28 protein-coding genes are annotated in these 24,981 nt (G+C 70.4%); 5 read left to right on the forward strand and 23 right to left on the reverse strand.

The window, feature by feature from the left end:
- Nucleotides 1-36: 36 nt before the first annotated feature.
- From sthA to SROS_RS30570, 9 genes are all read right to left on the reverse strand, one after another.
- Complete coding sequence (gene sthA / locus SROS_RS30535) at nucleotides 37-1,440, reverse strand: Si-specific NAD(P)(+) transhydrogenase (RefSeq protein WP_012892776.1); 1,404 nt, start codon at nucleotides 1,438-1,440, stop codon at nucleotides 37-39.
- Nucleotides 1,441-1,653: 213 nt separating this feature from the next.
- Entirely contained in the window at nucleotides 1,654-2,847 is a 1,194-nt protein-coding gene (locus tag SROS_RS30540; protein ID WP_012892777.1) for an MFS transporter, read from the reverse strand.
- Nucleotides 2,847-4,106, reverse strand: a complete 1,260-nt coding sequence (locus tag SROS_RS30545) for a YcaO-like family protein (RefSeq protein ID WP_169369406.1) — start codon at nucleotides 4,104-4,106, stop codon at nucleotides 2,847-2,849. Before SROS_RS30545 ends, SROS_RS30540 begins: the two co-directional genes overlap by 1 nt.
- Before the next feature lie 5 nt (nucleotides 4,107-4,111).
- Nucleotides 4,112-4,252, reverse strand: coding sequence for a hypothetical protein (locus SROS_RS51300; protein WP_012892779.1), 141 nt, complete (start codon nucleotides 4,250-4,252; stop codon nucleotides 4,112-4,114).
- A 73-nt stretch (nucleotides 4,253-4,325) separates the two neighbouring features.
- Complete coding sequence (locus SROS_RS30550) at nucleotides 4,326-5,825, reverse strand: sodium/solute symporter (protein WP_012892780.1); 1,500 nt, start codon at nucleotides 5,823-5,825, stop codon at nucleotides 4,326-4,328.
- Nucleotides 5,822-6,355 (reverse strand): hypothetical protein, encoded by a 534-nt coding sequence (locus tag SROS_RS53285; RefSeq protein ID WP_012892781.1) that lies wholly within the window; start codon nucleotides 6,353-6,355, stop codon nucleotides 5,822-5,824. The genes SROS_RS30550 and SROS_RS53285 overlap by 4 nt, the downstream gene beginning before the upstream one ends.
- Nucleotides 6,352-7,113, reverse strand: a complete 762-nt coding sequence (locus SROS_RS30560) for a LytR/AlgR family response regulator transcription factor (protein WP_012892782.1) — start codon at nucleotides 7,111-7,113, stop codon at nucleotides 6,352-6,354. Before SROS_RS30560 ends, SROS_RS53285 begins: the two co-directional genes overlap by 4 nt.
- Nucleotides 7,114-7,188: 75 nt before the next feature.
- Nucleotides 7,189-7,443, reverse strand: coding sequence for an MFS transporter (locus SROS_RS30565; protein WP_148269251.1), 255 nt, complete (start codon nucleotides 7,441-7,443; stop codon nucleotides 7,189-7,191).
- Nucleotides 7,444-7,641: 198 nt separating this feature from the next.
- Complete coding sequence (locus tag SROS_RS30570; protein ID WP_012892783.1) at nucleotides 7,642-8,838, reverse strand: sensor histidine kinase; 1,197 nt, start codon at nucleotides 8,836-8,838, stop codon at nucleotides 7,642-7,644.
- Nucleotides 8,839-9,238: 400 nt separating this feature from the next.
- Here SROS_RS30570 and SROS_RS30575 point away from each other — a divergent pair, with 400 nt between their 5' ends.
- Complete coding sequence (locus SROS_RS30575; RefSeq protein WP_043657097.1) at nucleotides 9,239-10,510, forward strand: MFS transporter; 1,272 nt, start codon at nucleotides 9,239-9,241, stop codon at nucleotides 10,508-10,510.
- Between the two features lie 174 nt (nucleotides 10,511-10,684).
- Here the strand turns inward: SROS_RS30575 and SROS_RS48810 are convergent, their stop codons facing one another.
- The 3 genes from SROS_RS48810 to SROS_RS30585 all read right to left on the reverse strand — a co-directional run bounded on the left by SROS_RS48810 (nucleotide 10,685) and on the right by SROS_RS30585 (nucleotide 12,761).
- Nucleotides 10,685-10,855, reverse strand: a complete 171-nt coding sequence (locus tag SROS_RS48810) for a hypothetical protein (RefSeq protein WP_245564336.1) — start codon at nucleotides 10,853-10,855, stop codon at nucleotides 10,685-10,687.
- Nucleotides 10,856-10,886: 31 nt separating this feature from the next.
- Nucleotides 10,887-12,110 carry a helix-turn-helix domain-containing protein gene (locus SROS_RS47980; protein ID WP_012892785.1) on the reverse strand — a complete coding sequence of 408 codons (1,224 nt, stop codon included), beginning with the start codon at nucleotides 12,108-12,110 and terminating at the stop codon, nucleotides 10,887-10,889.
- 363 nt (nucleotides 12,111-12,473) lie between these two features.
- Nucleotides 12,474-12,761, reverse strand: a complete 288-nt coding sequence (locus SROS_RS30585) for a hypothetical protein (protein WP_012892786.1) — start codon at nucleotides 12,759-12,761, stop codon at nucleotides 12,474-12,476.
- A 103-nt stretch (nucleotides 12,762-12,864) separates the two neighbouring features.
- On the opposite strand from SROS_RS30585, the gene SROS_RS50060 reads away from it, so the two are divergent.
- The gene (locus SROS_RS50060) at nucleotides 12,865-13,323 is read left to right on the forward strand and encodes a hypothetical protein (protein ID WP_012892787.1); all 459 of its coding nucleotides are present in this window, start codon (nucleotides 12,865-12,867) and stop codon (nucleotides 13,321-13,323) included.
- On the opposite strand, the gene SROS_RS30590 is transcribed toward SROS_RS50060, so the two are convergent.
- The 6 genes from SROS_RS30590 to SROS_RS30615 form a co-directional block, all read right to left on the reverse strand.
- Nucleotides 13,310-15,313, reverse strand: a complete 2,004-nt coding sequence (locus SROS_RS30590; protein ID WP_012892788.1) for a DUF6571 family protein — start codon at nucleotides 15,311-15,313, stop codon at nucleotides 13,310-13,312. The two genes, SROS_RS50060 and SROS_RS30590, sit on opposite strands and share 14 nt — an antisense overlap.
- A 71-nt stretch (nucleotides 15,314-15,384) precedes the next feature.
- On the reverse strand, nucleotides 15,385-15,813 hold the full coding sequence (locus SROS_RS30595; RefSeq protein ID WP_012892789.1) for an HIT family protein: 429 nt from the start codon (nucleotides 15,811-15,813) through the stop codon (nucleotides 15,385-15,387).
- A gap of 4 nt (nucleotides 15,814-15,817) precedes the next feature.
- Nucleotides 15,818-16,648, reverse strand: coding sequence for an HpcH/HpaI aldolase/citrate lyase family protein (locus SROS_RS30600; RefSeq protein WP_218919718.1), 831 nt, complete (start codon nucleotides 16,646-16,648; stop codon nucleotides 15,818-15,820).
- A 22-nt stretch (nucleotides 16,649-16,670) separates the two neighbouring features.
- Entirely contained in the window at nucleotides 16,671-17,831 is a 1,161-nt protein-coding gene (locus tag SROS_RS30605; RefSeq protein WP_012892791.1) for an acyl-CoA dehydrogenase family protein, read from the reverse strand.
- A gap of 151 nt (nucleotides 17,832-17,982) precedes the next feature.
- Entirely contained in the window at nucleotides 17,983-18,501 is a 519-nt protein-coding gene (locus SROS_RS30610; RefSeq protein ID WP_012892792.1) for a MaoC family dehydratase, read from the reverse strand.
- A gap of 146 nt (nucleotides 18,502-18,647) precedes the next feature.
- Nucleotides 18,648-19,328 carry a FadR/GntR family transcriptional regulator gene (locus SROS_RS30615; RefSeq protein ID WP_012892793.1) on the reverse strand — a complete coding sequence of 227 codons (681 nt, stop codon included), beginning with the start codon at nucleotides 19,326-19,328 and terminating at the stop codon, nucleotides 18,648-18,650.
- Between the two features lie 112 nt (nucleotides 19,329-19,440).
- On the opposite strand from SROS_RS30615, the gene SROS_RS30620 reads away from it, so the two are divergent.
- A complete protein-coding gene (locus tag SROS_RS30620; RefSeq protein ID WP_012892794.1) occupies nucleotides 19,441-20,136 on the forward strand; it encodes a TenA family protein in 696 nt (231 codons plus the stop codon).
- On the opposite strand, the gene SROS_RS30625 is transcribed toward SROS_RS30620, so the two are convergent.
- Both SROS_RS30625 and SROS_RS30630 read right to left on the reverse strand, forming a co-directional pair.
- Nucleotides 20,133-20,597: a VOC family protein gene (locus SROS_RS30625; RefSeq protein WP_012892795.1), complete on the reverse strand. Its 465-nt coding sequence runs from the start codon at nucleotides 20,595-20,597 to the stop codon at nucleotides 20,133-20,135. The two genes, SROS_RS30620 and SROS_RS30625, sit on opposite strands and share 4 nt — an antisense overlap.
- Before the next feature lie 11 nt (nucleotides 20,598-20,608).
- On the reverse strand, nucleotides 20,609-21,184 hold the full coding sequence (locus SROS_RS30630; protein ID WP_012892796.1) for a hypothetical protein: 576 nt from the start codon (nucleotides 21,182-21,184) through the stop codon (nucleotides 20,609-20,611).
- 507 nt (nucleotides 21,185-21,691) lie between these two features.
- Between SROS_RS30630 and SROS_RS30635 the strand changes: the two genes are divergently transcribed.
- Both SROS_RS30635 and SROS_RS30640 read left to right on the forward strand, forming a co-directional pair.
- Nucleotides 21,692-21,964 carry a hypothetical protein gene (locus SROS_RS30635; RefSeq protein ID WP_012892797.1) on the forward strand — a complete coding sequence of 91 codons (273 nt, stop codon included), beginning with the start codon at nucleotides 21,692-21,694 and terminating at the stop codon, nucleotides 21,962-21,964.
- Between the two features lie 44 nt (nucleotides 21,965-22,008).
- On the forward strand, nucleotides 22,009-22,302 hold the full coding sequence (locus SROS_RS30640; RefSeq protein WP_012892798.1) for a hypothetical protein: 294 nt from the start codon (nucleotides 22,009-22,011) through the stop codon (nucleotides 22,300-22,302).
- 384 nt (nucleotides 22,303-22,686) lie between these two features.
- Here the strand turns inward: SROS_RS30640 and SROS_RS46305 are convergent, their stop codons facing one another.
- The 3 genes from SROS_RS46305 to SROS_RS30655 form a co-directional block, all read right to left on the reverse strand.
- A complete protein-coding gene (locus tag SROS_RS46305) occupies nucleotides 22,687-23,478 on the reverse strand; it encodes a DUF3618 domain-containing protein (RefSeq protein WP_012892799.1) in 792 nt (263 codons plus the stop codon).
- Nucleotides 23,475-23,876 carry a phage holin family protein gene (locus SROS_RS30650; RefSeq protein ID WP_012892800.1) on the reverse strand — a complete coding sequence of 134 codons (402 nt, stop codon included), beginning with the start codon at nucleotides 23,874-23,876 and terminating at the stop codon, nucleotides 23,475-23,477. Before SROS_RS30650 ends, SROS_RS46305 begins: the two co-directional genes overlap by 4 nt.
- 278 nt (nucleotides 23,877-24,154) lie before the next feature.
- Nucleotides 24,155-24,679 carry a GNAT family N-acetyltransferase gene (locus tag SROS_RS30655; protein ID WP_012892801.1) on the reverse strand — a complete coding sequence of 175 codons (525 nt, stop codon included), beginning with the start codon at nucleotides 24,677-24,679 and terminating at the stop codon, nucleotides 24,155-24,157.
- Nucleotides 24,680-24,981: the final 302 nt, after the last annotated feature.

Genomic DNA, 24,981 nt, shown 5'->3' on the forward strand with positions numbered 1-24,981 from the left:
GCCGCACGGCACGGGGACCGGGTAGCGATCACGGCGTCACAGTTCGGCCGTCAGCCGGGCGATCACCCGCATCTTGTTCATGGCGTCCAGGGCGGCGACCTTGTACGACTCCGCCAGCGTCGGGTAGTTGAACACGGCGTTGACCAGGTAGTCGACCGTCCCGCCGCACCCCATGACGGTCTGTCCGATGTGGACGAGCTCGGTGGCCCCCGTGCCGAACACGTGGACGCCGAGCAGGCGCCGGTCCTCGGAGGAGACGAGCAGCTTGAGCATCCCGTACGAGTCACCGATGATCTGCCCCCTGGCCAGCTCGCGGTAGCGCGAGATACCCACCTCGAACGGGATCTTGTCACGGGTCAGCTCGTCCTCCGTCTTCCCGACGAAGCTGATCTCCGGGATGGTGTAGATCCCGATCGGCGACAGCTCGTGCATCTCCGTGACCGGTTCGCCGCACGCGTGCTGAGCGGCCAGCCGGCCCTGCTCCATCGAGGTGGCCGCCAGCGCCGGGAAGCCGATCACGTCACCGACCGCGTAGATGTGCGGGACGGGTGTGGCGTAGTTCTCGTCCACCTCGATCCGCCCCCGGTCGTCGGCGGCGAGCCCGGCCGCCGCCAGGCAGAGCTCGGCCGTCTTCCCCTGCCGGCCCGCCGAGTACATGACGCAGTCGGCGGGAATCTTCTTGCCGCTCTCCAGGACGGTCAGGGCCCCGCGGGGCCGTCGCTCGACCGCGGCGACGCTCTCACCGAACCGGAACGTCACGGCCAGGTCCCGCAGGTGGTATTTGAGCGCCTCCACGATCTCCAGGTCGCAGAACTCCAGCATCCGCTCACGACGCTCCACCACGGTCACCTTGGTGCCGAGCGCTGCGAACATCGAGGCGTACTCGATGCCGATGACCCCGGCTCCGACGACGACGAGGGTCTCGGGCACCCGGTCGAGATGCAAGATCGCGTCCGAGTCGATGACCATCTTGTCGTCGAACTCCACGCTGGACGGACGGGCCGGCGACGTCCCCGTGGCGATCACGACCTTCTCCGCCGTGACCTTCCTCTCCTCGTCCCCGGTGACCCCGATGGTGTGAGCGTCCAGGAACCGTCCGGTCCCCTGTAAGACGGTCACATGGTTGCGGCCCAGCTGGCTCCGGATCACCTGGATCTCCCGGCCGATCACATGCTGCGTCCGCATCCCGAGATCCGCGACCGTGATCTCGTCCTTCACCCGGTAACTCGCTCCGTACAGCTCCCGCTGATTGAGCCCCGTCAGATAGAGGACCGCCTCCCGAAGCGTCTTCGACGGGATCGTCCCGGTGTTGATGCACACGCCCCCGAGCATGTGTTTCTTCTCCACCACCGCGACCCGCTTGCCGAGTTTCGCCGCGGCGATCGCCGCCTTCTGCCCGCCCGGCCCGGAACCCAGGACGAGAACATCGAAGTCCCACATAAGGCCCAGTCTGCGCGCCGCTGGAGATCAGGAGAAGGTCTCATGGATACGACTCTCCGCCACACGTGCCCCGGCGCCCTCCCGCTTGTACATGCCGCGCTGGTTGAGGCCGGTCAGGTGGATCACGGCCTCGTGCAGCGTCTTGGAGGGGATGGTGCCGGTGTGACGCAGACGCCACCGATATAAGGCCCAGTCTGCGCGCTGCGGGACCTCTCAACCAGGTCTGGGGTGTTCCGCCGGTGTCCGGCCCCGGAGCGCGTGGGCCGCCGCGCAGCAGATGGTCAGCCCGACCACGGCCAGCAGGAGGCGGTAGTCGACGAGCGACACCAGCGCCGCGCCCGCGACCAGGGACAGCAGCTGGGTGGCTCCGGCCATGGCCTCGAAGGCGGTGGAGACCCGGCCGACGAGGTGGCCGGGGCTACGGCGTTGCACGAGGGTCATCCGGGCCACGCCCGCGAGGGTCAGGCCGGCGCCCGCCATCGTCATCGCGCCCAGCACGGCCGGCTCGGCGGGGACCGTCCACAGCAGGACCGCCACGCCGTACAGGGCGATGCCCGTACCGATCGCGAACAGCTCGCCCCGGCACCTGATCACCGTGGCCCCGCACAGGCCGCCGATGATCGCCCCCACGCCCATCGCGGTGGAGGTGAGGGCGGTGAACTCCGGAGCCCTGCCGAGGCCGTGGTCGATGACCGCGAAGATCAGCGACTCGGTCGCCCCGGCCAGCGCGAACATCAGGCAGAACGCCCCGGCGGCGCGGCGCAGGAACGGGTCGGCGGCCAGGTGGCGGGCTCCGGCCGAGAACTCCTCGCGCCAGCGGCCGCGTGGCGCGGCCGGGACGGGGGCCGGTTTCGGCAGGGCCGCAAAGGCCGCCGCGGCGATGACGAAGGTGCCGGCGTCGAGCAGGACGACGGCGCCGATGCCGGAGCTCGTGTAGACGGCCACCCCCAGCAGCGGCCCGACCAGGCGCAGTCCCTGCCGGGTGGTCTGCAGGGCGCCGTTGGCCTCGGCGAGGAGATCCTCGGGCAGGACGCTCTTCAGCAGGCCGCTGAGGGCCCCGGAGATTGCCGCGTACGAGCAGCCCATGGCCGCCGACACCGGGTAGAGCAGCCAGAGGGTGTCCCCGCCGGTCACCGCGGTCAGCGGGGTCAGCGCCGCCGCCGAGAGCAGGCACGCGGCGATGAGGAACCTCCTGCGGTCGACGCGGTCGATCACGTAGCCGAAGAGGGGCGACAGGCACAGCGGCAGCGTGAAGAAGAACAGGGTCAGCCCTGCGGCGCCGTCCGAGCCGGTGAGTTTCTTGGCCAGGATCGCCGGGATCAGCAGCAGCGAGGCGTCACCCAGCAGGCTGACGGCCATCCCGAGATAGATGAGCCGGAACCCGCGTTCGCGCAGGACCGCCCGCATCACCGGTGACCGGCGAGCCGCCGTACGGCCCGGCCGGTCGGGAACACCGGAACGGCGCTGTGGACCATGGCGAACGTCTCAAGGCCGGGGACGATCACCGTCAGCACCGGGCACCTGTCGTGTGCGGGGTTCCAGCGGAAGGAGTAGGCCGGCAACCCCGCGCGCTCCAGCGTCTCCAGGATCGTGGCGATCTGCTCGCCGACATCCCCCGGCGCCTCGCCGGCGTCCTCCGGCCGCCGGCCGGGCAGGCGCGCGTCGAAGGTGAGGCGGTCGAGCAGCGGGGCGGGGTCCAGCCGGGCGCAGCGCTCCAGCAGCGGCCACCGGCGCAGGCTCTCCAGCCTGCGGCCCAGGGTGAGGTCCACGCCGAGCGACAGGTTGAACGAGGACTGGATCACCTCGGTGAGCGCGCGCTCCACGGCGTACTCGGGGTCGAGGGAGGCGCCGGAGCCGACCACTCCCGGGTACGGCCCGGCGCGCGAGGGAAGCGCGCAGTAGGTGGGGATGCCCAGGTCGGAGGTGATGTCGATGACGAGCGGGGGCGCGCCGAGACGGGCCGTCGCCTCGTCGTGGAGGCGGCGCAGGTCGGGTGGGAGGAGGTCGGGGCCGAGGGCGGAGAGCCGTGGCCGCTCGTCGAGGTACCAGTCGAGCAGGGCGTGGGACAGCGCGTCTCGTTCGATGACCTCCAGCAGGCCGTGCAGGAGCGCCTCCGGCTCGGTGGCCCCGGTGGCCGTGCCGTTGTCGTAGGCGTAGCGGAGGTAGGGCTCGTAGCGCAGGTCGTCGCCGGGGATCGGATGGCTGCGGCAGGACGGCGACCGGGTGAAGGCCGGGTACCACAGCGCGGCCCGCTCCGGGTTGAGGGGTTCGGCCCGCAGGCAGGCGAGGTCGATGTCCGGATAGTCGCGGGCGAGCCGGTGGATCATCTGCTCCCCGCACAGTTCCGGCTGGGCCACGACGGTGGCGACGGGCACCGCCCGTGCCCGCCGGTGGTCTCCGGGGAGCGCGGCCTGGCCCTCCTCGTGCTGGAGGTGCTGCCATGCCTCGAACAGCGCGCTCACCGTGCTCTGCGCGCCGGCTCCCTTGCCGAGGGAGGCGGTGAGCACCCGTCCGGCCGGGTCTCGGAGGGTGCAGCGGTGCACGGGGAACTCCGCCGAGCCTGTGGAGAGGAACTCCGCCGAGAGACCGGAGTCGGCGAGCACCGACTCGATGAGCGACAGTGCCTCGGCAAGGCCGGTGCAGCGCTCACGCTGGGCGCGCGCCACCACTGTCAGAGCGCGCCCGGCGCGGACCGCGCGGCGAAGAACTGGTCGAGGAGCACCGTCTCGGCGAGGGTGAACGAGAAGCTGTCCTCCAACTGGAAGCCGTCCGGCTTGAGAAGCGACTGACCGTTGGAGTTGCTGTTGCCCATCGCACACCCCTTCACAGCAGTAACTGACATGTCATTTAATTACTGGACATTTCGACATAAGTAATGAATCAAGTCAAGAGGAGCGAGGCCGCCAGTCACCCCTATCGAGGTTGAGCGTCTCAGGGGTGTGCAGCCGGACCATGGTGCGGGCCACACCGGCCGGGATGCGGCCCGGGGTGAGCAGCGACACCACGACCATGACGGCGAAGGCGACCGGCACCGTCCAGGCCGCGGGCTGGGCGAGCAGGGCTCCGGCCAGGCCGGTGTACGGCCCTCCGGCAATGGTCGTCAGCACCGCGCCGCAGGCCAGCCCGCCTCCGACGATCAGCCCCGCCATCGCGCCCGTGGAGGTCAGCCGCCGCCACCAGATGCCCAGCACCAGCAGCGGGCAGAAGGAGGACGCGGCCACCGCGAACGCCAGCCCCACCACGTCGGCGACCGGCAGCGACCGGGCCGAGGTCGCCAGGGCGAGCGGCGCGACCACGGCCAGCAGGGCCGCCACCCGGAACGAGCGGACCCCGCCCCGGAGGATGTCCTGCCCGATGACACCCGCGACCGAGACCGTCAGCCCGGAAGAGGTGGACAGGAACGCCGCGAACGCCCCGGCCGTCACCAGGGCGGTCAGCAGGTCCCCCGCCACTCCCCCGACCAGCCTTCCGGGCAGCGTCAGCACCACCATGTCGCTGCCCCGCAGCTCCGGGACGTAGATCCGGCCCAGCGCGCCGTAGATGGCGGGCAGCAGGTAGAAGGCGCCGAGCAGCGACAGGACCACCAGCGTCGTACGGCGCGCGGCCCGCCCCTCGGGGTTGGTGTAGAAACGGACCAGCACGTGCGGCAGCCCCATGGTGCCCAGGAACGTCGCCAGGATCAGCGAGTAGGTCGAGTAGAGGCCGTACTCCTTGCCGCTGGACAGCGGCAGCGCCCAGGTGGCCGCGTCCTCCGCGCTCAGACCGGGCGCACCGCCCGCCCGCCAGGCCAGCAGCAGGAACACCAGCGGCACGGCCAGCGCGGTGAGCTTGAGCCAGTACTGGAAGGCCTGCACGAACGTGATCGACCGCATGCCGCCCGACATCACGTTCACCGCGACCACGGCCGCCACCAGCAGCCCCCCGGCCCACTCCGGGGCTCCGGTGATGGCCGCCAGCACCAGGCCGGCGCTCTGGAACTGCGGCATCAGATACAGCCAGCCGATCAGCACGACCAGCACTCCGGCCATCCGGCGCACGGCCATCGACTCCAGCCGCGCCTCGGCGAAGTCGGGCAGCGTGTAGGCGCCCGAGCGGCGCAGCGGCGCGGAGACCAGGACGAGCAGCACCAGGTAGCCGCCGGTCCAGCCGACCGGCAGCCAGAGCATGTCGGCGCCGTAGGCGAGGATCAGCCCGGCGATGCCCAGGAAACTCGCCGCCGACAGATACTCCCCGCCGATGGCGGAGGCGTTCCACAGCGGGGAGACCGTACGGGAGGCCACGTAGAAGTCCGAGGTGGTGCGCGACAGCCGGATGCCGAACGCGCCGATCAGCACCGCCGCCAGGACCACCAGCACGACCGCGGTCACGCCGTACGCGGTGTTCATCGGGCCCGGTCCACCAGTTCCGCGAAGTGACGCTCGTTCCGCTCGGCCTGCCGTACATAGAGCCAGGCGCCGATCACGAACGCCGGGTAGATCAGACCGGCCAGCACCACCCACGGCAGGGGGATCCCGAGCAGCCGGACCTCCCGCAGCTCCGGCACGAGCAGGAACAGCATCGGCAGGCCGCCGACCACGCAGCCCAGCACCGTGCAGACGAACAGCGCCAGGCGGAACTGGGTGCGGATCAGCGAGCCCATGTAGACCTCGCCCAGCCGGGTCTGCTCGTCGATCTCACGGGTCACCGGGTAGCGGGGGTGGCGGGCGGCCATGGTGCGGGGGCTGGTCACGACCTCGCGACGCGGCCGGTCGGTCTCCTTGCGCGGCCGTTCCAGCGCGCGGGCGAGCCGGTCGGTCTCCTTGCGCGGCCGCTCCACCGCCCGGGTGAGCCGGTCGGCCATCCGGCGCCGCGGCTCCGCGTCCTGACGAGGCCCGGACCCCTGGCTCGGCTCGGGGCCGCGGTTCTCCTCGCTCATTCCGGCCGACCCTTGCGTGCCCGGCGGACCAGCAGGTCGCGCAGCTCACGGGTGTGGCGGCGGCTGACCGGGATCTCGGTCTCGCCGATGCGGACCACGCAGCGGCCCGAGTCGATGTGCAGCTCGTCGATGTGCTTGACCGCCACCAGGTGGCTGCGGTGCACCCGGACGAACCCGGCCGAGGACCAGCGCTCCTCCAGCGTGGCCAGCGAGATCCGGACCAGATGGCTGCCACCCGCGGTGTGCAGGCGCGCGTAGTCGCCCTGCGCCTCGACGTAGCGGACCTCGGTGCTGGCCACGAACCGGGTGACGCCGCCGAGCTCCACCGGGATGGTGCCGGGGTCGGTACGGCCCGCACCGTCGCTGTCGGGCAGCTCGGCCGAGACGCACACCCGCCGGATGGCCTCGGCGAGCCGCTCCGGCCGGACCGGTTTGAGCAGGTAGTCCTCGGCCTTGATCTCGAACGCGTCCACCGCGTGCTCCTCGTAGGCGGTCACGAACACCACCCGGGGCGGGTTGGCGAACTGCGACAGCAGCCTGCCGAGCACCACCCCGTCCAGGCCGCGCATCCGGATGTCGAGGAAGACCGCGTCGATCGGCCGCCCGTCGGCGATCGCCCGGTCCAGGACACGCAGTGCGGCGGCCCCGTCCCTGGCGAGGGAGACCTCTCCGATACGAGGGTCGTCGCGCAGCAGGTAGGCCAGGTCCTCCAGCGCGGGGAGCTCGTCGTCCACCGCCAGGACACGCAGGCCGGTCACGGTCACTCCTCCGGGTCGGTCACCTGTGAACCCCGAACGCTCACGGTGAATCCCTAGAGGGTGATGAATCAGACATCAGGTGTCAACAGTTCCCGGCTCGCGGAGAGTGTTGATCAGCTCCCGATGCCGCCACAGCACCCAGCAGAGCGGCACCATGAGCGCCAGCATCACGCAACCACTGATCATGAAGACGGCTCGCAGCCCGAACGCCCCGGCCAGCAGGCCGCCCGCCAGGGCGCCCAGCGGGATCAGCCCCCACAGCAGGGTGCGGATCGCCCCCAGGACACGGCCGAACAGGTGAGGCGGCACCAGCGCCTGGCGGACCGACATGATCAGCACGTTCCAGACGAGGAGCGAGCCGCCAACTGCCGTGGCGGCGATGGTTCCTCCGGGTTGAGGGGGTACGTCCTCGGAATCGCGTTGATCCGCGGCTCGGCCATCTCGGTGGCGGCACCGGGCAGGAGGTCGTGACAGGCGACTCCGCGACATGGGCGGCTGTCTCCACGACCGTCGACCGGCTCAGGGGGGTCAGCGGGCGGAGACTCCCGGGTGGTACTTCGGCAGGCGGACGCTGACCTTGGTGCCGGCGCCCTTTCCCGTCTCGGCCACCAGGCCGTACTCGTCGCCGTAGACCTGGCGCAGCCGCTCGTCCACATTGGCCAGGCCCACGCCCCCGGCCCCGGAGCGCTCGTCGGCGTCACCGGCCAGGATGCGGCGCAGGCGGTCCGGCTCCATGCCGACGCCGTCGTCCTCCACGCTGATCAGGCACTCGGCGCCCGCGTCCTCGGCGATGATCGAGATGCGTCCGACGCCGGGCTTGCTCTCCAGGCCGTGCCGGACGGCGTTCTCCACCAGCGGCTGCAGGCACAGGAACGGCACGGCGACGGGGAGCACCTCCGGGGCGATCCGGAGCGTGACCTGGAGCTGGTCGCCGAAGCGCGCGCGTTCCAGGGTGAGGTAGCGGTCGATGGAGCGCAGTTCCTCGGCCAGCGTGGTGAACTCGCCGTGCCGCCGGAAGGAGTAGCGGGTGAAGTCGGCGAAATCCAGCAGCAGCTCGCGGGAGCGGTCGGGGTCGGAGCGGACGAAGCTCGCTATGGTCGTCAGCGAGTTGTAGATGAAATGCGGGGAGATCTGCGCGCGCAGGGCCCGGACCTCGGCCTCCATCAGCCGCGTCCGGGACCGGTCGAGCTCGGCCAGCTCCAGCTGGGAGTCCACCCAGTTCGCCACCTCGTGGGTGGCCCGGACCAGGCCCGCCGAGGCGTGCCCGCCGTAGGCCGCCAGCGAGCCGACCACCCGGCCGTCCGTGGTGAGCGGCACCACGACCGCGAACCTGATCGGGCACTCGGGGATCTCGCACGAGACGACCTCCGGGCCGAGCACCTGGGTCCGGCCGCCGGCGAGGGTCTTGGCGGCGTGCGTGAACGCCTCCCGGGCGTGGTGGTCGCCCTCACCGTCGTAGACCAGCAGCCGCTCGCCGTCGGTGATCGCCAGCGCCGGGGAGCCGAGCAGCTCGCGCAGATACCGGGAGGCCTTCTGGGCGCCCGCCTCGGTCAGCCCGGCCCGCAGCGGCGGCGCGGCGAGCGAGGCGGTGTGCAGGGTCTCGAACGTGGCCCGCTCGGCCGGGCTGCTGCCCAGCTCCCGCCTGCCGCGCAGCACCCGCCACAGCACCAGGGCCGGGACACCGACCAGAGTGGCGATCAACAGCACTGCGACGACGGGCTCCACGCCCCGGACCCTATCTGCCCGGGTTCACGAGCGCCTCCTCCAGGGAGATCATGTCGGCGCGCTTGGCGCCGGGATCGAACAGGCCGGTCTCGTGCGGCCGGGATCCCGCGCCGACCGGACGCCTTTACGTTGTAGATCAATAAACTGCGCGACAGATCCGGCCGGACGGCGGCGGGACCCCTCGAGATCCCGCACCGATCCGATGCCCTTACCTTGCGGATCAATAAACTGCGCGAGGGATCCGGCCGGACGGCGGCGGGACCCCTCCGGCGCGCGGGCGGTGGCCGTGATCGGCCCCGTTCCGGAGACCGACATCCGCGTCCGCTTCCCGCCAGTCACGCGCCGGTGCCGGTCGGCATACTCCGTGGGCACCCCGATCCCCTCCCCGGAAGGCCGTCCCGTGTCCGCCCCCACAACCAGTCCCCCCGGCGCCTGCGCGCCCTCCGTGCGCCGTGATTTCGGCCTGCTCTGGGCGGGACAGTCACTGTCCCTCTTCGGCGACCAGTTCATGACACTGGCACTGCCGCTGCTCGCGGTCACCGTGCTGGAGGCCTCACCCGCCCAGGCGGCGCTGCTGCCCTTCGCGCTGTTCCTGCCCTTCCTGCCGCTCGGCCTGCCTGCCGGGGCGATCGTGGACCGGCTCTCGCGCCGCATGACCATGCTGGTCTGCGACGGCGTGCAGGTGGCCGCCTTCGGCGCGGTCTGGGCGCTGGCCGCCACCGGGACGCTGACCTTCCCGCTGCTGTTCTGCCTGGTGCTGCTGAGCGGCTGCGCGATGGTGTTCTTCCAGGTCGCCTACACCTCCTACCTGCCCAGCCTCTACGGCGACCCGCAGGACCTGCACCGCGGCAACACCCGCCTGGCCCTGTCGGAGTCGGCGTCCAAGGCGCTGGGCCCGATGGCCGCCGGGCCGCTGATCCACGTCCTGGGCCTGGTCGGCGCGCTCGCGGCCAACGCGATCAGCTTCACCGCCTCGGTCGTCTCGCTGGCGCTGATCCGGCACCGGGAGCAGCCGGGCGAGAGCGCCCCGCGGGTGCGCGGCTGGCTGCGGCGCGACGTCGCCACCGGGCTCCGGTTCGCACTCGGTCACCCGATACTGCAGCCGGTCCTGATGTGCGGCACCACCTATGTCCTGTTCCTCAGCATGGTCGAGACCAGCCTGGTGCTGTACTGCCGCAACGTGCTCGGCCTGTCCCCGCAGTGGATCGGTGTCGTGATCGGGGCCGCCGCGGCCGGCTACCCGATCGGCAACCTGCTGTCCAGCCGGCTGATCCGCCGGTTCGGCACCCCGCGCACCCTGCTCGGCGCCGCCTCGCTGTCGGTCCTCGGGATCGTCTCGATGCCGGCCCTCGGCTCCCTCGGCGGCGCCGCGGGAACGGCCGGGCTCATCGCCGGCAGCATCGTGCACTGCGTCGGCGAGGGCGCGTTCAGCCCGACCTCGCTGACCCTCCGCCAGACCGCCACCCCCGCCGGCCTGCTCGGCCGGGTGGGCGCGGTCCAGCGGTTCCTGCTCTGGGGCGCCGTCGCCCTCGGCAGCCTGCTGGCGGCCGGGGCGACCGCGCTCGGCGGCCTGTCGGCCGCCGTGTGGATCGGCGCCCTGGGCACGGTCCTCTGCATCCCCGCCCTCCTGCGCCAGGGCATCCGCGCCGCCGTCCTGCCGCAAACCTCATGACGGCAAATATGGGGACTGACGCTTCCCCGCCGCTACGAGAACCGGCGGCGGGGAAAGCCCACGGCGGCCCGCTCCCCGACTTCACCGCATGCGTCTCCCCTGTGGCCCCACCGCATCCAGGCGACCATCGTGACCAGGCGGGCCTATCGGCCGCCATCCCGAGGGCATGACGGCTCACCGTCCAGGCGGGAGGGCCTCGTTGATGCGTAGGGCGTAGGGCTCGGTTTCGGCGGGGCCACCGTACATCGTGCGCGACCAGGAGAAGCCGCACAGGCCGTCCTTGTGGTGGCGAGGGACGACGCGGATGTGAAGATGCGGGACGCTCTGACTGATCCGGTTGTTCATCGCGACGAACGTGCCGCCCGACGCCAGAGGGTCAGAGAATGTGCATACGAACGCCCAGACGACGGATGCGTTCCCGGTAGCTGTAGCGTTCGAGATCGAGAAGCGTCCGTACAGCCTGTTGGGCCATCGGGTGGTTACGGATGAGCAGAGGGGCGATCTTTTCGGCACACTCCAGCTCAGCCAGCGCGGCCTCTCGCTTGCCACACCACAGCAAGCCCCGGGCGTGATCAAGGTGGTGATGTCCGACGCGACCGGCTTGCAGACCCTTCGGAAGCCGGACGGTTTCTCCTCGGCGTACGGCCTGCGGCCCGTCACCGAGTTCGACAGCGATGGCGACGCCGTGAATATCAATGTTGGGCTGGTTGGTAGATAGATCGTAGTAGTTGGTGCGCTGGCGAGGTCCGAGCCTGGCGACGGCCTCGGCCGCGAGTCGGTGTCGCGACCATGCCTCTGCGGCGTCGTTCTTCCGTGCGGCAGTGATCGCGGCCCGTAACTGGAGCCCACCCCAAACAGCCAGCGCCTTCGGTTGACCGGCGATATATCGATCTTCGATATGCGCGCACGCCGAGTCAAGGACAGTGAGCGCGTCGTTCCACGAGGTGCTGGACCACAGGTTCCGTACTCGGATACAGGCGAACACCGCTTCGTGGTAGGGGTCTCCCGAGCACTCCGCCGCCCAACGAGCTCGATCCGCGGCGATCAGGGAAAGATCGGCGTAACCGAGATTGCAGGCCACTGAGTGTGCCGCCTGATAGGCCAGGGAAAGCAGGCTGAACGCCGCGCTCCGATCAGGCTCAGGGGAGAGGTGGGTCGCCGCCTGGAGCTCAGAGAGCAGAGCGGGGAGTTCTTCGGCGAGTTCCGCGTAGCGCGCCTCCAGGCGCAGCCAGCTTGCGCGCTCGGTCCCGGCGCGAAGCTCGGGTAGCGACCTCACCTCGCCGCCCCATTCGGGGTCGAGGTCGTAGCGCTCCAGGTGACGGCGGATCTCGGGGATCGCCGAATGCCCTCGGTCTTCTGCGGGGGTGTCGCCCCGGTAGGGGCGTGCGGTGAGCTCGTTGGGATGTATGCGCAGGACGCGGGCAAGGCCGTTGACCAGTGCGATGGAGTCAAGCGGGATGCTGTCGTTCTCGACCCCGGACACCCATGACTGCGCTCGGCCGACACGCTGGGCCAGCTCTCGCTGGGTGATGCCCGCGCGCTTACGGGCACGACGCACATGTGTCCCCGCGCTTTCACCCGCCGGGTCTGAGTAGGCCATGCCCTCAAGGTAGCCCGCGACAGCGCCCCCGTCCCCTCCTCGCGCCGAAGTATCAACCACACTGATCTCGCTGCCTTTTCGCAGCCGTATTGTCACCCCTTGTGATCAGCGACAAGCGTGGCGGCACCGGGCGACATTCCTATCGTCCGATCACCGTGACGATGGCCAGAGTGACCATCAAACGGCTCAGGCAGGAGCTTGAAGCGCTGGGCGCAACAGGGGATGTACGTCACCGTGACGGGGTGAAGACGCGTCTCGCTTCGGCGGACGCCGTGGCCCGTCCCATGAACGGGTGTGGCGGCATGGCAGCTGGAAGGGCGCCAACGCCTGTTTCCTCCATAAGCACGGCAGGAGCCCTGCCCGTCAACGTACGTTTGATGACCGATCCACTTTCTCGGGGGTGGCGCGAAGCTCTGCTTCCAGGTCCTCGACAATCCGTTGCACGAGCGTCCGGAGCCGATTCCGCCGCCCGGTCAGTTCTTCGGCGAACGCCCGCGCCGTCGGCCCCGCCCAGACCGCCTTCCCGGTGAGTGAGGCGTGCGCCGGATCCAGCGCCGTCTCCAACTGCACCGCATGCAGCTGCACCCGCGTCAGGGCACGCAGCAATTCCTCCCGCCGAGGATTGGCTATGCCCTCAGGCCCGAAACCCATCCGTCCCGCCTTCCGTCTCGGCGTTTTTCCGGTACGGCTTGCGCATTCTCCCGGAGAATATGAGATCGTGCGCTCAGTCGGCCAGCGCTTCGAAGGAGATTCGGTGCCCCGTTCCGCCCCTAGTTTCCCCGTACGGCTCGGCGTCACGCTCTTGGCAACGGCTCTGACCCTGGCGGCCTGTGGCGAGAGGGAGCCCACCGCCGTCGAAGCGGGGGCGACCCTCAAGGCGCATATCCTTAAGTTACTGAAAGAGGTAAACACCCAGAACATCCAGATCACCGACCCGGGCGGCAAGGACATCCCCTGCGGGGACGGCAAATTTAAACGCACCTTCGCCGCCATCGGCCACGGTGCGCCACCATACTCACAGCCGATCTACATGAAGGATGAAATGCGGGGAGCGTTAGGCCGCGTTGCAAATTACACCAGTATCGGCGTGCCCGACCTATCGAAGCCGGCCACGATTGCAGACAAGTCTGCCAGGACCGTTCTAGTCCTTGATGCGTCATCTATGGGTAGATATTTGGTGAGCGGCGAGACGGAGTGCCTCAATCAGTCGTAAGCCCCTTTTTGTAGAGATGTGCTCGCTCGTAGCCAAAGTTCTTACGTCCGTCGAATCGATCCGCAAGCAGACGGCTGAGCCCACCCGGTAGCATCCTGTTCTCGGCGCCCATACCATTTTCGATGAACCACTGTTCTAGTGCTTTCATGCCCACATCGCCTTGCTTGGCAATCTCGCCGAACGGGCGCAACTTGCCGTTTGAGTCGGCGATAACCGTACCGGATGGGGGCGTTCTGGGGGTGAAGCCTTGCTTCACGAGGAGTTGGGCCACCGCGTATTGACGGCCCAAGGTTTCCATGCCGTCCAACTCTCGGAGTTTTTCCACTTTCTCCTCAGCTTGAGGACCATAGGTGTCATAGGCGGCTTTCCCTGTGCAGATTCCGGCCCAAGTCTTTGCGTATATAGAAAAAGGTGGAACAAGTCCGGCGACGCCCATGAGAGCACCTACCAGAAGATCCTCCGCGTCTTTCGCGCTTTCGGCCTCCTCGTCCGAGGGTTTAAGCACCCGCACGGCAGCAGCCAATTCGAAACCGCGCACGTTTCCAAGAGCGGTAAACAGGTTGTCCAGAGTGGTGACGTCCTTGGTGCTCTTGGCCAGGCGGGACGCCTCGGGAAGAAGTCGCTGGGTGAGTTCGCCCATGCCCGCCTCGAACGGGGCACGGGCTTCAGCGGTCCCGGCAAAGGTGGTGAGGAAGCGGAAGGTGTCCTCGGGACTGAGCCGGAACGCGCCGCGTAGACCGGGAACCATGGTCGGCTCAAAGGGACCGGGGGTGAGCTGGAGCGCGCTGTCCTTGGTCATGTCGGCGTCGCCGATGTTGGCGCCCAGGGTGATCTCGGCGGCGTACGAGCCCGCGATCTCCGACAGGTGCGGCCGGGTGGCGTCACCCAGTTTCAGATCGTCGACGCTGGTCATCACCGTATACGCGAAGAAAGCGGCTTCCTGGCTGTGCTTGCCTTGCGCCTCGTCGTAGGCTCCGGACGCGGCTGCCAGCATCCGCCCGAATCCCTTCGCCGCCGCGGGTTGCCAGTTCACCCGTTCATTGAGCGTTTTGAGAAACGCAGCCAGATCCGGCCGGGCTTTCCACACCTGAGGGCTACTGGGCAGTATTCCGAACGGGGTCTTGGCGGAGGCGGGAACCGGGCTGATGTCGGTGACCGAGCTGATCGCGAGTCTGGCGGCGACGGGGTTGTTGCCCAGAGCATTCAGCAGTTTACCGAGGGTCTCGCCGCTGACGTGGCTGTCCGCCGCCAGCATGGGTGCGACGATCTCGGCCAGCCACACGTCCGGGTAGTCGCCGGAGTTCAGCAGTTCGGCGAACCCCTCGATGTCCTTGACTTCGGCCTTCTTCACCGCTCCCATGACTTGGGCGAACCCGGGAATCCTGGCCCCGCCCCTGGCCGCGGTGCCCAAAGCCGTACCGGCGATGCCGAGTGCGTCGTCGGCCTTTTCAAGGCGACGAAGTTTTTCGCCGAGTTTTCGGGTTCCGGCGGGGCCGAGCGCCGCGAAGAACGCGGCGGTGAAGTTCGGATCACTCTGGTGAGCTTTCAGCTCGTTGACGAGAGCAGCCAGCCTTTCGGTGGGATACGGGCCCGTGAGAGAGAACGCCTCCGGATCGACGGCGGCGACTCGCTTGCCCAGTTCGGCGCCCTGCCTCCGGACCTCCACCGGAGCGGGCAGTGCACCCTCCGAGTACGGTTCCAGTTTGCTTCCCAGCAATATGGCGGGCATGACTTCGATGGTCTCCACCCGCTGCCGGAGCCGGGGAAGCTGTTCTTCGGCCCATCCGCCGATCTCCCTGATGGAAGCGATGCCCGGGGTGGGAAGATCTACAGCGGCCAATTCCCGGCGGATCGCCTCGCCATGCTCGGCGATCGCTTTTCCCGCCCGCTCCAACTCGGCGATGAAGCCGTTCATGAGCACCGGGTCGATCCCATTGAACTCTGGCCCGAGCGGCCCGGTCCCCGGCATCACCGCAGGAGTCTCCCCCACGTCTCCACCACCTCCAGGCAACCATCATGACTGTGCGGAACTCCTGGCCGCCATCCCATGGGCCCAGCGGCTCAGGGATTCGGGTCGAGGGCCTTGCGGATGCGGAGGGCGTAGGCCTCGGCCTCGGCGGGGTCGTCGTAGGTGGTGCGGGGCCAGAAGAAGCCGCGCAGGCCGTCCTTGCGGTTGCGGGGGACGACGTGGACGTGGAGGTGCGGGACGCTCTGGCTGATCCGGTTGTTCATCGCGACGAACGTGCCGCCCGCCTCCAGGCCCTGCTCGACCGCGGCGGTGACGGAGCGGACCCGTTCGAAGAACGGGCCGACCTCCGGCGGCGGGAGGTCGGGGAGCGTCTCGACGTGGGCCCTGGGCGCCACCAGGACGTGGCCCTTGAAGACCGGTCGCGTGTCCAGGAAGGCCACGGCCACCTCGTCGGAGAGCACCACATGGCCCGGCTGCTCCCCCGCCCCGATGGCGCAGAACGAACATTCTCCGGCTGGCATCCCCTCAGGATAGGAGGCGGCGGGCGGCGCGCACGATCGCCTCGTCGACCATCCGGCCCCGGGCGTCGGTGACGACCCCGGTTCCGGCGGCCTCGAACCGGGCGATCAGGTCGCGGGCCTGGGCGAGCTCCTCCTCCGTGGGGGTGAAGACCTCGTTGACCACGGCGAGCTGGGCGGGGTGGATGCAGGCGCGGCCGCGGAACCCCAGGCGTCTCAGGGCGACGGTGGAGGCGCGCAGGGCGTCGAGGTCGCGGAAGTCGGTGCTGACCGGGGCGAGGGGCGGGGTGAGCCGGGCGGCCGCCGAGGCCAGGACGACCTGGGAGCGGGCCCAGAGCAGCTCGCGCTCGTCGGAGCCGGTCTCGACGCCGAGTTCGGCCCGCAGGTCGGCCTCGCCGATCTGCAGCCGGAGGACGCGGGGCGCCCGCGCGATCTCCGGCGCCGACAGGACCGCACCGGCGCTCTCCAGCAGCGGGCAGACCGCGATCGAGCCGCCGGGCAGGCCCTCGGCGGCCTCGGCGGCGGCGAGCACGGCGTCCACGGCCTCAAGCTCGGCGGCCGACTCGGTCTTCGCCACGCATACCCCGCGCACGCCCGGCAGGGCCACCGCCCGGAGGTCCTCGTGACCGGCCTCACCCGGATTCACCCGGACGTAGATCTCCGGGCCGCCGGGCCCCAGCCCGCGCAGCCAGCCGGCCACGGCGGCGCGGGCCTCGGCCTTGTGCGCGGGCAGGACCGCGTCCTCCAGGTCGACGATCAGTGAGTCGGAGCCCCGGTCGAGTGCCTTGGCGAGCTTGCCGGGCTGGTCACCCGGGACATAAAGCGCAGATCGAATCACCACCCGACCCTAGCGCCACCGCTCACCAGCCCACCTTGGCGGTACCGGAGATGAGGGACCTGGCGATGACCATCCGCTGGACGTCGTTGGTGCCCTCGCCGATGGCCATCAGGGGCGCGTCGCGGTAGAGGCGTTCGATGACGAACTCCTGGGAGTAGCCGTACCCTCCATGGATCCGCATGGCCTCCATGGTGACCCGCAGCGCGACCTCCGACGCGAAGTACTTGGCCATCGCGGCCTCGGAGTTGACCGCGCCGCTCTCGGAGCGGGTCGCCGCCCAGTAGGTGAGCAGCCGGGCCGCCTGGATGTCGGTGGCCATGTCGGCGAGCTTGAGCTGGATCGCCTGGAAGTCGGCGATGGGATGGCCGAAGGCGTGACGCTCACGTGAGTAGTTCAGCGCGGCGTCGTAGGCGCACTGGGAGATGCCGACCGCGCGGGCGGCGATGTTGACCCGGCCGAGCTCCAGGGCCGACAGCGCCTGCTGCATGCCCCGCCCCTCGACCCCGCCGAGCAGCCGCGACGCCGGGACGCGGACGTCCTCCAGCACGATCTCGCAGGTCTCGGTGCCCTTGTAACCGAGCTTGGGCAGGTCCCGGCTGACGGTGTAGCCCGGGGTGCCGGCCTCGACCAGGATCAGGGACATGCCGCGGTGCGCGGGCTCGGTGACGGAGGTCTTGACCAGGACGGGCATCGGGTCGGCGTGGCGGGCGTTGGTGATCCACGTCTTGGTGCCGTTGATGACGTAGTGGTCGCCGTCGCGGACCGCCCGGGTCTGGATGCCCTGCAGGTCGGTGCCCGCGGCGGGTTCGGTCAGCGCGATCCCGGTACGGCGGGCACCGGTGGCCAGGTCCGGGAGGTAGGCGTCGCGCTGCTCGTCGGTGCCGTGCTCGGCGATCATCCAGGAGGCCAGCGAGTGCGAGCCGAGCACCCCGGCCACCCCCATCCATCCTCGCGCGATCTCCTCGAAGACCAGCGCGAACGACACCCGGTCCAGCGCCAGCCCGCCGTACTGCTCGGGGATCGTCATCCCGAACAGTCCCATCTGCTTGAACCGCTCGACGATCTCGGTGGGGTAGCGGCCCGTCCGCTCCCACTCCGAGGCGACCGGCACGATCTCCTTGTCCACGAACTCCCTGAGGGTCCGGCGGAACAGCCGCTGTTCGTCGTTCAGCTCGAAATCCATGGCGGGGTCCTTTCGAACGCGGGAGGCCGGCGGCCGCCGGGGCGGGGAGGCTCGCCGGTCACAGGTCCGTCTTCGGCCGCGGGCCCGCCCCCGGCGGCCCGGACGGCGGCGGGCTCGGGCGGGAACTCCCCCCACGGCCCGGCGGCGCCCTTCATGTCGTCAGCGGCCCGGTCTTGGCCTGCGGGAAGTAGTGCTTGTCGTGCGGGGCGTCGCGGCGGTAGACCATCACGGAGCGGCGCCAGGACATGACTTCGTCACCGTCCTGGTTGAGGCCGCGCGTGCGGCAGGTGACGATCCCGGCGTAGGGCCGCGATCCGGACTCCCGCTTGGCCACCACGATCGACTCGGCGTAGAGGGTGTCGCCCAGGAACACCGGGTGGGTCAGCTTGATCTCGTCCCAGCCGAGGTTCATCAGCGCGGTCTGGCTGACGTCGATCACCGAGATGCCCAGGACGATCGCCACGGTCAGCCCCGAGTTGACGATGATCTTCCCGACCGGGGCGCGCCCGGCGAAGTGGGCGTTGAAGTGGTTCTGGTTGGTGTTCATCGTCAGCAGCGTGAACCAGGTGTTGTCGGCCTCGCTGATCGTGCGGCCGAGCGGGTGCTGGTAGACGTCGCCGACGACGAAGTCCTCGTAGTACCGGCCCAGGCCGGGTTCGTGCACGGTCACGGATCTCTCCCTGAACGACGGAACCTTGACGCTAATAGTCTGACGTTTTGATGGTCAATGGCTTGCTTGGTTGTTTCCACGCGACGGCCAGGTGGGCGCGGGCCGGTCCGGGCGCGGCGGGACAGGCGGGCCGGGAGTGCCGGAGGCTACTCCCGCGGCTCCACGCTGGGGTAGTAGGCGGTCCGGAGGTTGTCCAGGTGTTCCAGGGTGGCCCGCCGCGCCCCCTCGGCGTCGCCCGCCTCGATGTGGCGCAGGATGTCGCGGTGCTCCCGGTCGATGCCGTCGAGTGCGGCCCGCGGGGCGCGGTCGCGGACGAAGCGGCCCTCCAGCACCTCGAAGACCGGCCGGGCGACGACCTCCAGCAGCGGGTTGCCGGCCGCGCGGAACAGGACGATGTGGAAGTCGCGGTTGGGCGCGAAGACCTCGCCGGGCTCCCTGCCGCTGGCCCCGACGATGCAGCCGCGCAGGCGCTCCAGGTCCGCCCCGGTACGGCGCAGCGCGGCCAGCCCGGCGGCCGGGACCTCCAGCAGCTCGCGGATCTCCATCAGCTGGCCGATGCCCACCCGCATCAGGTCGAAGCTGGTCTCCAGGTAGGCGCTGATGTGGTCGGGGTCGGGGTGGGCGACGAAACTGCCGCCGGTCACCCCCCGGACGGTCCTGATCAGGTTCTGGCTGGCCAGCAGGCGCAGCGCCTCACGGACCGTGCTGCGGCTCACGCCGTACCGGACGCAGAGGTCGGGCTCGATGGGCAGCCTGTCGCCGGGCTGGAACTCCCCCGAGACGATCCGGTCGCGCAGGTCGGCCGCGAGTGCCTGGTAGGCGGTCACATCCAGTGATCGTAGGCGACGGCGGCCGGCCTTCCGGCGCGACGGCCGTTGATCCGGCGGCGGACTAGCATTCACGCTGATCGACGTTCCCCAGATCGCGAGGAGAAGCCCGGTGGACCTGGTCCCCTACGACGAGTGGCGCGCGAGCGCCGTCGACCCCGCGTTCAGCGAGTGGCTGCGCTCGCTGAGCGAGCCGGAGTGGACCGCGGTCGTGAACCATCCGTTCGCCGCCTCGATCACCCGGGGCGACGTCGCCGACGACGACATGCGCCGCTACCTGATCCAGGACTTCCAGTTCGTCGACTCCTTCACCGCGCTGCTCGGCGCGGCCGTGGCCAGCGCGGACAACTTCGAGTCGCGGGTGCCGTTCGGCCGCTTCCTCGGCGAGACCGCCACGACCGAGGAGAAGACCTACTTCCACCGCGCGCTGGCCGCCCTCGGCGCCACCCCGGCGGACCTGGCCTCCCCGCCGCTGGAGCCGGTGACGGCCGACTTCCGCGCCCTGATGGACGAGGCCAGGACCAGCCTGGACTATCCGCTCGTCCTGGCGGTGCTGTCGGTCGCGGAGTGGAGCTATCTCGGCTGGGCGAGCCTGGCCGGGGAGCCGTCGCCGGACAACTTCGTCCACCGCGAGTGGATCGAGTTGCACGAGGGGCCGGTGTTCCGGGCGTGGGTGGGGTTCCTCCGAGGTGAGCTCGACCGCCTCGGCCCCGGGCTCACCTCGGAGGGGCAGCTCCGCGTGCTCGACTTCTTCCGCCGCGCCGTACGGCTGGAGCTGCGCTTCTTCGACATGGCCGCGGGCGCCTAGCCCCGGCCGCCGTCCGGGCCCGGGGCGGGGCCCGGACGATAGGTGCCCGCCTGGCCCGCCCGGGCGGCGTGGACCCCGGCGTCGGGGGCGTAGAGGCGGATCTGGAGGCCGTCGGGGTCGAGGAAGCCCATGACGTGGCCGGCGGAGGCCCTGACGACGGGGCTGTGCGGGACGCCGAGGGCGTCGAGGTGGGCGGCCCAGGCGTCGAGCCCTTCCCCGGTGGTCTGGAGGGCGAAGGGGTCGGTGCCGGAAAGGGCCCTGGCCAGCTCCGGGTTCTCCCGGAGGGCGAGCTGGAGGCCGGCCCCGGGGACGTCGAAGGCCATGCCCCTGACCACGCCGTCGTCGTCCTCGAAGCTGGTGCGCAGTTCGAGGCCGAGAACCCGCTCGTACCAGGAGCGGCTCAGCGCCAGGTCGCTCACCCAGATCTTGACGTGGTGGACACCACTCACTCCGGCTTCCATCACGACCTCCCTCAAGAGTCCACCCTCGTGGTGACGGTCCTGGTGAAACGATAGTTGCAGAACTCCGCACGGGACTTCTCACGGTTGAGGTGCCGGGCGGACTGCTCCTTGTTCAGCCCGTCGAAGCTGTCGAAGCCGAGCTTGGCCACGGCCGCCCCCGCGCCGCCACGGGCGAGGCGGGCGCTGAGGACGATCCTCCCCCGGTGCGGGATCGCGCCGCCGGTGTCACACCAGACTCCGTCGGAGTGCCTGCGGCAGGTGAAGGCGGCCAGCCGCTTGCCCTTCTCGTCGAAGAGCACGGCCCTGGCCGGGCCCTGGGCGCCCCGGGGAAACTTGCCGCCCACCCAGAAGGAACCCCAGTAGGGGGCGAAGGACGGTGTCCAGGTCATGGAGTAGTCCAGAACGTAGGTGACGCGCCCGCCCGGATGGGCGCGGGGCGTGCCCTTGGCCTTCACGTCGATGGCGATCAGGGCGTCCCGCCCGCACTTCTTCGCGGCGTCGAGGCAGGAGGCCTCGGCGGGGGTGATCGGGGACAGGGCGGCTGCGATGAGGGCCAGGCCTGCGGCGATACCGAGAACACGGCGCATGAGACCTCCTGTGTGTCCTGCCGGAGGACGCCGCCTTCAGGGTGACGTCTCCGCTCCGGGATCAGGAGTTTCACAATCCCGGCACCGATCACAACGTCCGGGCCGCCGGAACGGTTCACGGACGCTCGGGCGGAACGGCCGCCGGCCCCTCCGGCGCGACGGCTCCGCGGGCGTTCCCCGGGAGATCCGCGGACGTTTCCTGATGGAAAGGCCCCGGGCGGGCGGAAAGGAGGGGGTCCGCCGCCCGCCCGGGAGGCGGTCAGATTACCCCGGCGACCCCGGACTTGGCTCGTTCGCCGCGTCGAGGCCGGGCAGATCGCCGTGGAGCCGGTCGCCGTGCCCGCCGGGCCCGGCCCCCGTCCCGGGCCCGGCGGCCCTCATCCGGTGTCAGCAAACTGCCATCGGAGGGGAACTTGCTGACACCGTTCTGCCTGGTCCGAGGGTCGTGGAAGGCGGAGAGTTGGTTGTACCGGAAGAGAACAACCACTCAAGAAAAGAGCTCGGAAAATGAAGAACTCCACCGCTTCCCTGATCGACCTCAAGTTCGCCGCCAAGCTTTCGGGTGCGATTGTTTCGGGTGTCATCGCAATCACCGCCGTCATCGGCGGCTCCTCCGCCACGGCCGCGGCCGGCACCACCTGGGACTCCAGCTCGACGGTCGCCGCGGGCACCACCTGGGACGCCGCCGGCACCGACGGCACCACCTGGGACACCGCGAGCACCGACGGCACCACGTGGGACTCCGCCGACGGCACCACCTGGGACACCGCGACGCTCTAAAGTTGCTCCGGAAAACACCCCGGAGTACGTGAGGAAATTGAATAATGCTGGTCGAGCTGACGATACGGCGCACCACGTCAGAACCGCCGAATAACTCGCCGATCGACGGAGTGCGGATCCTTTCCCTCCTTCCCGCGCAATGGCGTAAAGAGCTCATGGCGGCCAACGGCGAAATCGTCGTCCGCGTGCGCACCGAGGACGACACGACCATCGAACAGATCCGCGTGAAGGTGACCGCGGCTCTCACCGCCCCGGAGGTCAGCCACTGGGAGCTGGCCACCTGCGACACTCCGGCCATCGGCCGCCACGAACCCCCCGCCGGCGGCGCCCCGTCCTGACCGCCCAACCGGCCCGCCCGGCCGGCCCACTTCAGCCGGCCCGCCCGGCCCGCTCGGTCAGCCACTTCAGCCCGCCCGTCCGGCCCGCTCAGTCGGCCCATTCAGCCGGCCCACCGGAGGCGCGCTCAGGGGAGGTCGCAGCCACTACGGCCAAGCCGGGCGGAGACATGGGCGGTGCCCCCGGCAGGAGCGGCACGGAGGCGGCCATCACGGGCTCGAAGCGGGCGGCGGAACGGCCGCGGCGACGAGGTGGCGTCCCAGCCGAAGATCCGGGCGACGATGAAGACGACGTTGACGCGCGAGAGCCGGGCGACAGCGTCGCCCGGCTCTCGCTGCGCTCTCCGGACGGAAGGGCCTCGGACGGCCTTCCCGGAGGGCTCTCGCCTACTTCTTCCTGCCCCGCCTCAGCATCCGGAAGACGACCAGGGCGAGCGCGGCCACCGTGGCGAAGGCCAGGACAGGACGCTTGCCCGCCTCGGCCGAGACCTTGCCGGCCGCATCCTTGATCTCGACGGGGGTCATCTCCTTGACCCGGCCCACGACCTCGGGGGCCGCCTCCTTCATCCGTCCGACCATCTCGGGGGCCGCCTCCCTGACCCGGCTCACCATCTCGGTCGCGGTGCCGGCGGTGGCCGCTCCCACCCGGCGGATGTCCTCGCCCACCTGGGTGGCGGTCTCCTGAACGCGGCCCTTCACATCGGTCTTGTGCACCAAAGCCTCCACAGTGTCACCTAGTTCGCGTCGGTCGTTCTCGATGTCCCGCCGCACGGATTCCTTGCCCGTCACTCCCGCGGCCGGCCTGTCGTCGCCGGCTCCACCGACGCCGGCCGTGCCCGTCACGCCCGCGCCCGTCCCGGCGACGGCGGCGCCGGCCCTGCCGGTCCGGTCCGCGCCCGTTCTCCCCGCACCGGTCCCGGCGTCGGCTCTTCCGGCATCGGTGCCGTTCGCCAGGTGAGGCGTCCCGTCACGGCTGGACGGCGGGCCACCGAGATCCGTGGTGGGCGTCCCGTCACGGCCGGCCGGCGGAGCCTCCGCCATGTCCGGCGCGTTCGGCGGGATGTTCAGCGACTCCCTCTCGTCGGGTGTCACGGGCTCGCCGACCCCCTTCCTGCGAGAGCCGGTGGTCCCGGCTTCTCCGGGTTCGAAGTCGGGACTGCCCGGGTCTGTCTCAGTCATCGGTGTGCCCTCTCCTTCACCACGTCGATGTCGTGCCTGAGGCTCTCGATGGTCCGCTCAGGCGCCGGCGGAACGGCCTCGGTCACCTGACGCTTGCCCAGGAACCCGAGAACGGCGGCCACGGCCAGCAGCACCACGCCCACGATCGCCGCGGCGGCCCACGCGGGCATCGCCAGGGCGAGGAGCAGGATCACGGCGGCCACCAGGGCGCCGCCTCCGTACAGGGCCACGACGCCCGCCCCGCCGAACAGGCCCGCACCGATTCCAGCGTGCCTGCCCTTTTCGGCGAGCTCCAGTTTGGCCAGGCGGAGCTCGTCTCTGACGAGGCGTGAGACCTCCTCCGACATCTGCCGGATCAGTTCGGCCGTGGACAGGGCGTCCTTCGGACTGCCGGTCATGGCTTGCCTCCTCCCTGCAGGTCCCTACTGGAGAAGGCGCTACCCTCTCCCGCCACGGCAAACCTCCGGCTCGCGGTGGCGGCCGTCCGGGCGGTCGAGGCCCGGCGGCGCCCACGTCCGCCGGCTGACCACGGGCAAGGTCATGCGCCGCCTCGCCACCGCCCCGTCCGGGCGCGGCGTTCTCGGCGAGGAGGGGCGAGGAGGGGGTGGCTGACCGGCGCGCCGGTCAGCGGTCGCAGTGAGCTGTCACGCGTGCGCCGGTCCCCCTGGCGCGTGCCTCATCCGCTGTGCGAGAGCGCGTGGAGATGGACCTCGACGGTCTCCTCTCCCCCGTCCCAGGACGGTTCGTCGAGCAGCCTGGTCAGCGCGAACCCGCTCTTCTGCGCGACCCTGCAGGAGGCGGTGTTCGCGGCGGCATGCAGCAGGTCCAGCCGGGACAGCTCCAGGCAGGCGAACGCCCACCGCGCGACCGCGCCCAGCGCGTGAGCGGCCACGCCCTTGCCCCGGGCCGCGGGCAGGACCCAGTAGCCGACCTCTCCGGCCCCGTCGACGACGGACTTGACCCTGATGTGGCCCAGCACCTGGCCGGTCGTCGCGTCCGCGATCGCGAACGCGAATGACGAGTCGTCGGCCCATCCCGCGATCCGGTCGGCGATCCACGCCTTCTCGTCCGAGTCGGCCATGGGGGCGGGCGCCCATCTGCTGATCTCCGGATCGTTCAGCGCCTCCGCCACGACCTCGGTGTCGGCCGGACGCCACGGCCGGAGGTGAAGCCTTCCTGCGGCGATTTCCATGGGTTCCATGGCAGCCGAGCGTATCCGTCGCCGGCCCCTGGCCGACGGCGGGCTCCGCGCGTACGGCCCGGCCCGGCACGGCCGAGGCCGTCCAGCCGTCCGACCGGCCCGGTGCGGCGCCTGACGGCCGGGCCGCCCTTTCCGCACCGGGCCGCCCTTTCCGCACCGGGCCGCACGCTCCATGCCGGGACGCCCGTTCCGCGCCGGACCGCACGCTCCATGCCGGGCCGCCGGAGGGCCGGGCCGCCGGAGGACGGTGGACCTCCGCGCCTCGGCGGCGTTTCGGTCATGCTGTGGCGACGTTTCGATCC

Origin of the sequence: Streptosporangium roseum DSM 43021, assembly GCF_000024865.1 — a bacterium.
Lineage (GTDB): Bacteria > Actinomycetota > Actinomycetes > Streptosporangiales > Streptosporangiaceae > Streptosporangium > Streptosporangium roseum.

What these genes read in the sequence shown, in the direction of transcription:
- sthA (WP_012892776.1), bottom strand. Translation starts at nt 1,440, where the DNA reads ATGTGGGACTTCGATGTTCTCGTCCTGGGTTCCGGGCCGGGCGGGCAG.
- SROS_RS30540 (WP_012892777.1), bottom strand. Translation starts at nt 2,847, where the DNA reads ATGCGGGCGGTCCTGCGCGAACGCGGGTTCCGGCTCATCTATCTCGGG.
- SROS_RS51300 (WP_012892779.1), bottom strand. Translation starts at nt 4,252, where the DNA reads ATGGGCAACAGCAACTCCAACGGTCAGTCGCTTCTCAAGCCGGACGGC.
- SROS_RS30550 (WP_012892780.1), bottom strand. Translation starts at nt 5,825, where the DNA reads ATGAACACCGCGTACGGCGTGACCGCGGTCGTGCTGGTGGTCCTGGCG.
- SROS_RS53285 (WP_012892781.1), bottom strand. Translation starts at nt 6,355, where the DNA reads ATGAGCGAGGAGAACCGCGGCCCCGAGCCGAGCCAGGGGTCCGGGCCT.
- SROS_RS30565 (WP_148269251.1), bottom strand. Translation starts at nt 7,443, where the DNA reads ATGTCGGTCCGCCAGGCGCTGGTGCCGCCTCACCTGTTCGGCCGTGTC.
- SROS_RS48810 (WP_245564336.1), bottom strand. Translation starts at nt 10,855, where the DNA reads ATGAACAACCGGATCAGTCAGAGCGTCCCGCATCTTCACATCCGCGTC.
- SROS_RS47980 (WP_012892785.1), bottom strand. Translation starts at nt 12,110, where the DNA reads ATGGCCTACTCAGACCCGGCGGGTGAAAGCGCGGGGACACATGTGCGT.
- SROS_RS30585 (WP_012892786.1), bottom strand. Translation starts at nt 12,761, where the DNA reads ATGGGTTTCGGGCCTGAGGGCATAGCCAATCCTCGGCGGGAGGAATTG.
- SROS_RS30595 (WP_012892789.1), bottom strand. Translation starts at nt 15,813, where the DNA reads ATGCCAGCCGGAGAATGTTCGTTCTGCGCCATCGGGGCGGGGGAGCAG.
- SROS_RS30605 (WP_012892791.1), bottom strand. Translation starts at nt 17,831, where the DNA reads ATGGATTTCGAGCTGAACGACGAACAGCGGCTGTTCCGCCGGACCCTC.
- SROS_RS30625 (WP_012892795.1), bottom strand. Translation starts at nt 20,597, where the DNA reads ATGGAAGCCGGAGTGAGTGGTGTCCACCACGTCAAGATCTGGGTGAGC.
- SROS_RS30630 (WP_012892796.1), bottom strand. Translation starts at nt 21,184, where the DNA reads ATGCGCCGTGTTCTCGGTATCGCCGCAGGCCTGGCCCTCATCGCAGCC.
- SROS_RS30635 (WP_012892797.1), top strand. Translation starts at nt 21,692, where the DNA reads ATGAAGAACTCCACCGCTTCCCTGATCGACCTCAAGTTCGCCGCCAAG.
- SROS_RS30640 (WP_012892798.1), top strand. Translation starts at nt 22,009, where the DNA reads ATGCTGGTCGAGCTGACGATACGGCGCACCACGTCAGAACCGCCGAAT.
- SROS_RS46305 (WP_012892799.1), bottom strand. Translation starts at nt 23,478, where the DNA reads ATGACTGAGACAGACCCGGGCAGTCCCGACTTCGAACCCGGAGAAGCC.
- SROS_RS30650 (WP_012892800.1), bottom strand. Translation starts at nt 23,876, where the DNA reads ATGACCGGCAGTCCGAAGGACGCCCTGTCCACGGCCGAACTGATCCGG.
- SROS_RS30655 (WP_012892801.1), bottom strand. Translation starts at nt 24,679, where the DNA reads ATGGAACCCATGGAAATCGCCGCAGGAAGGCTTCACCTCCGGCCGTGG.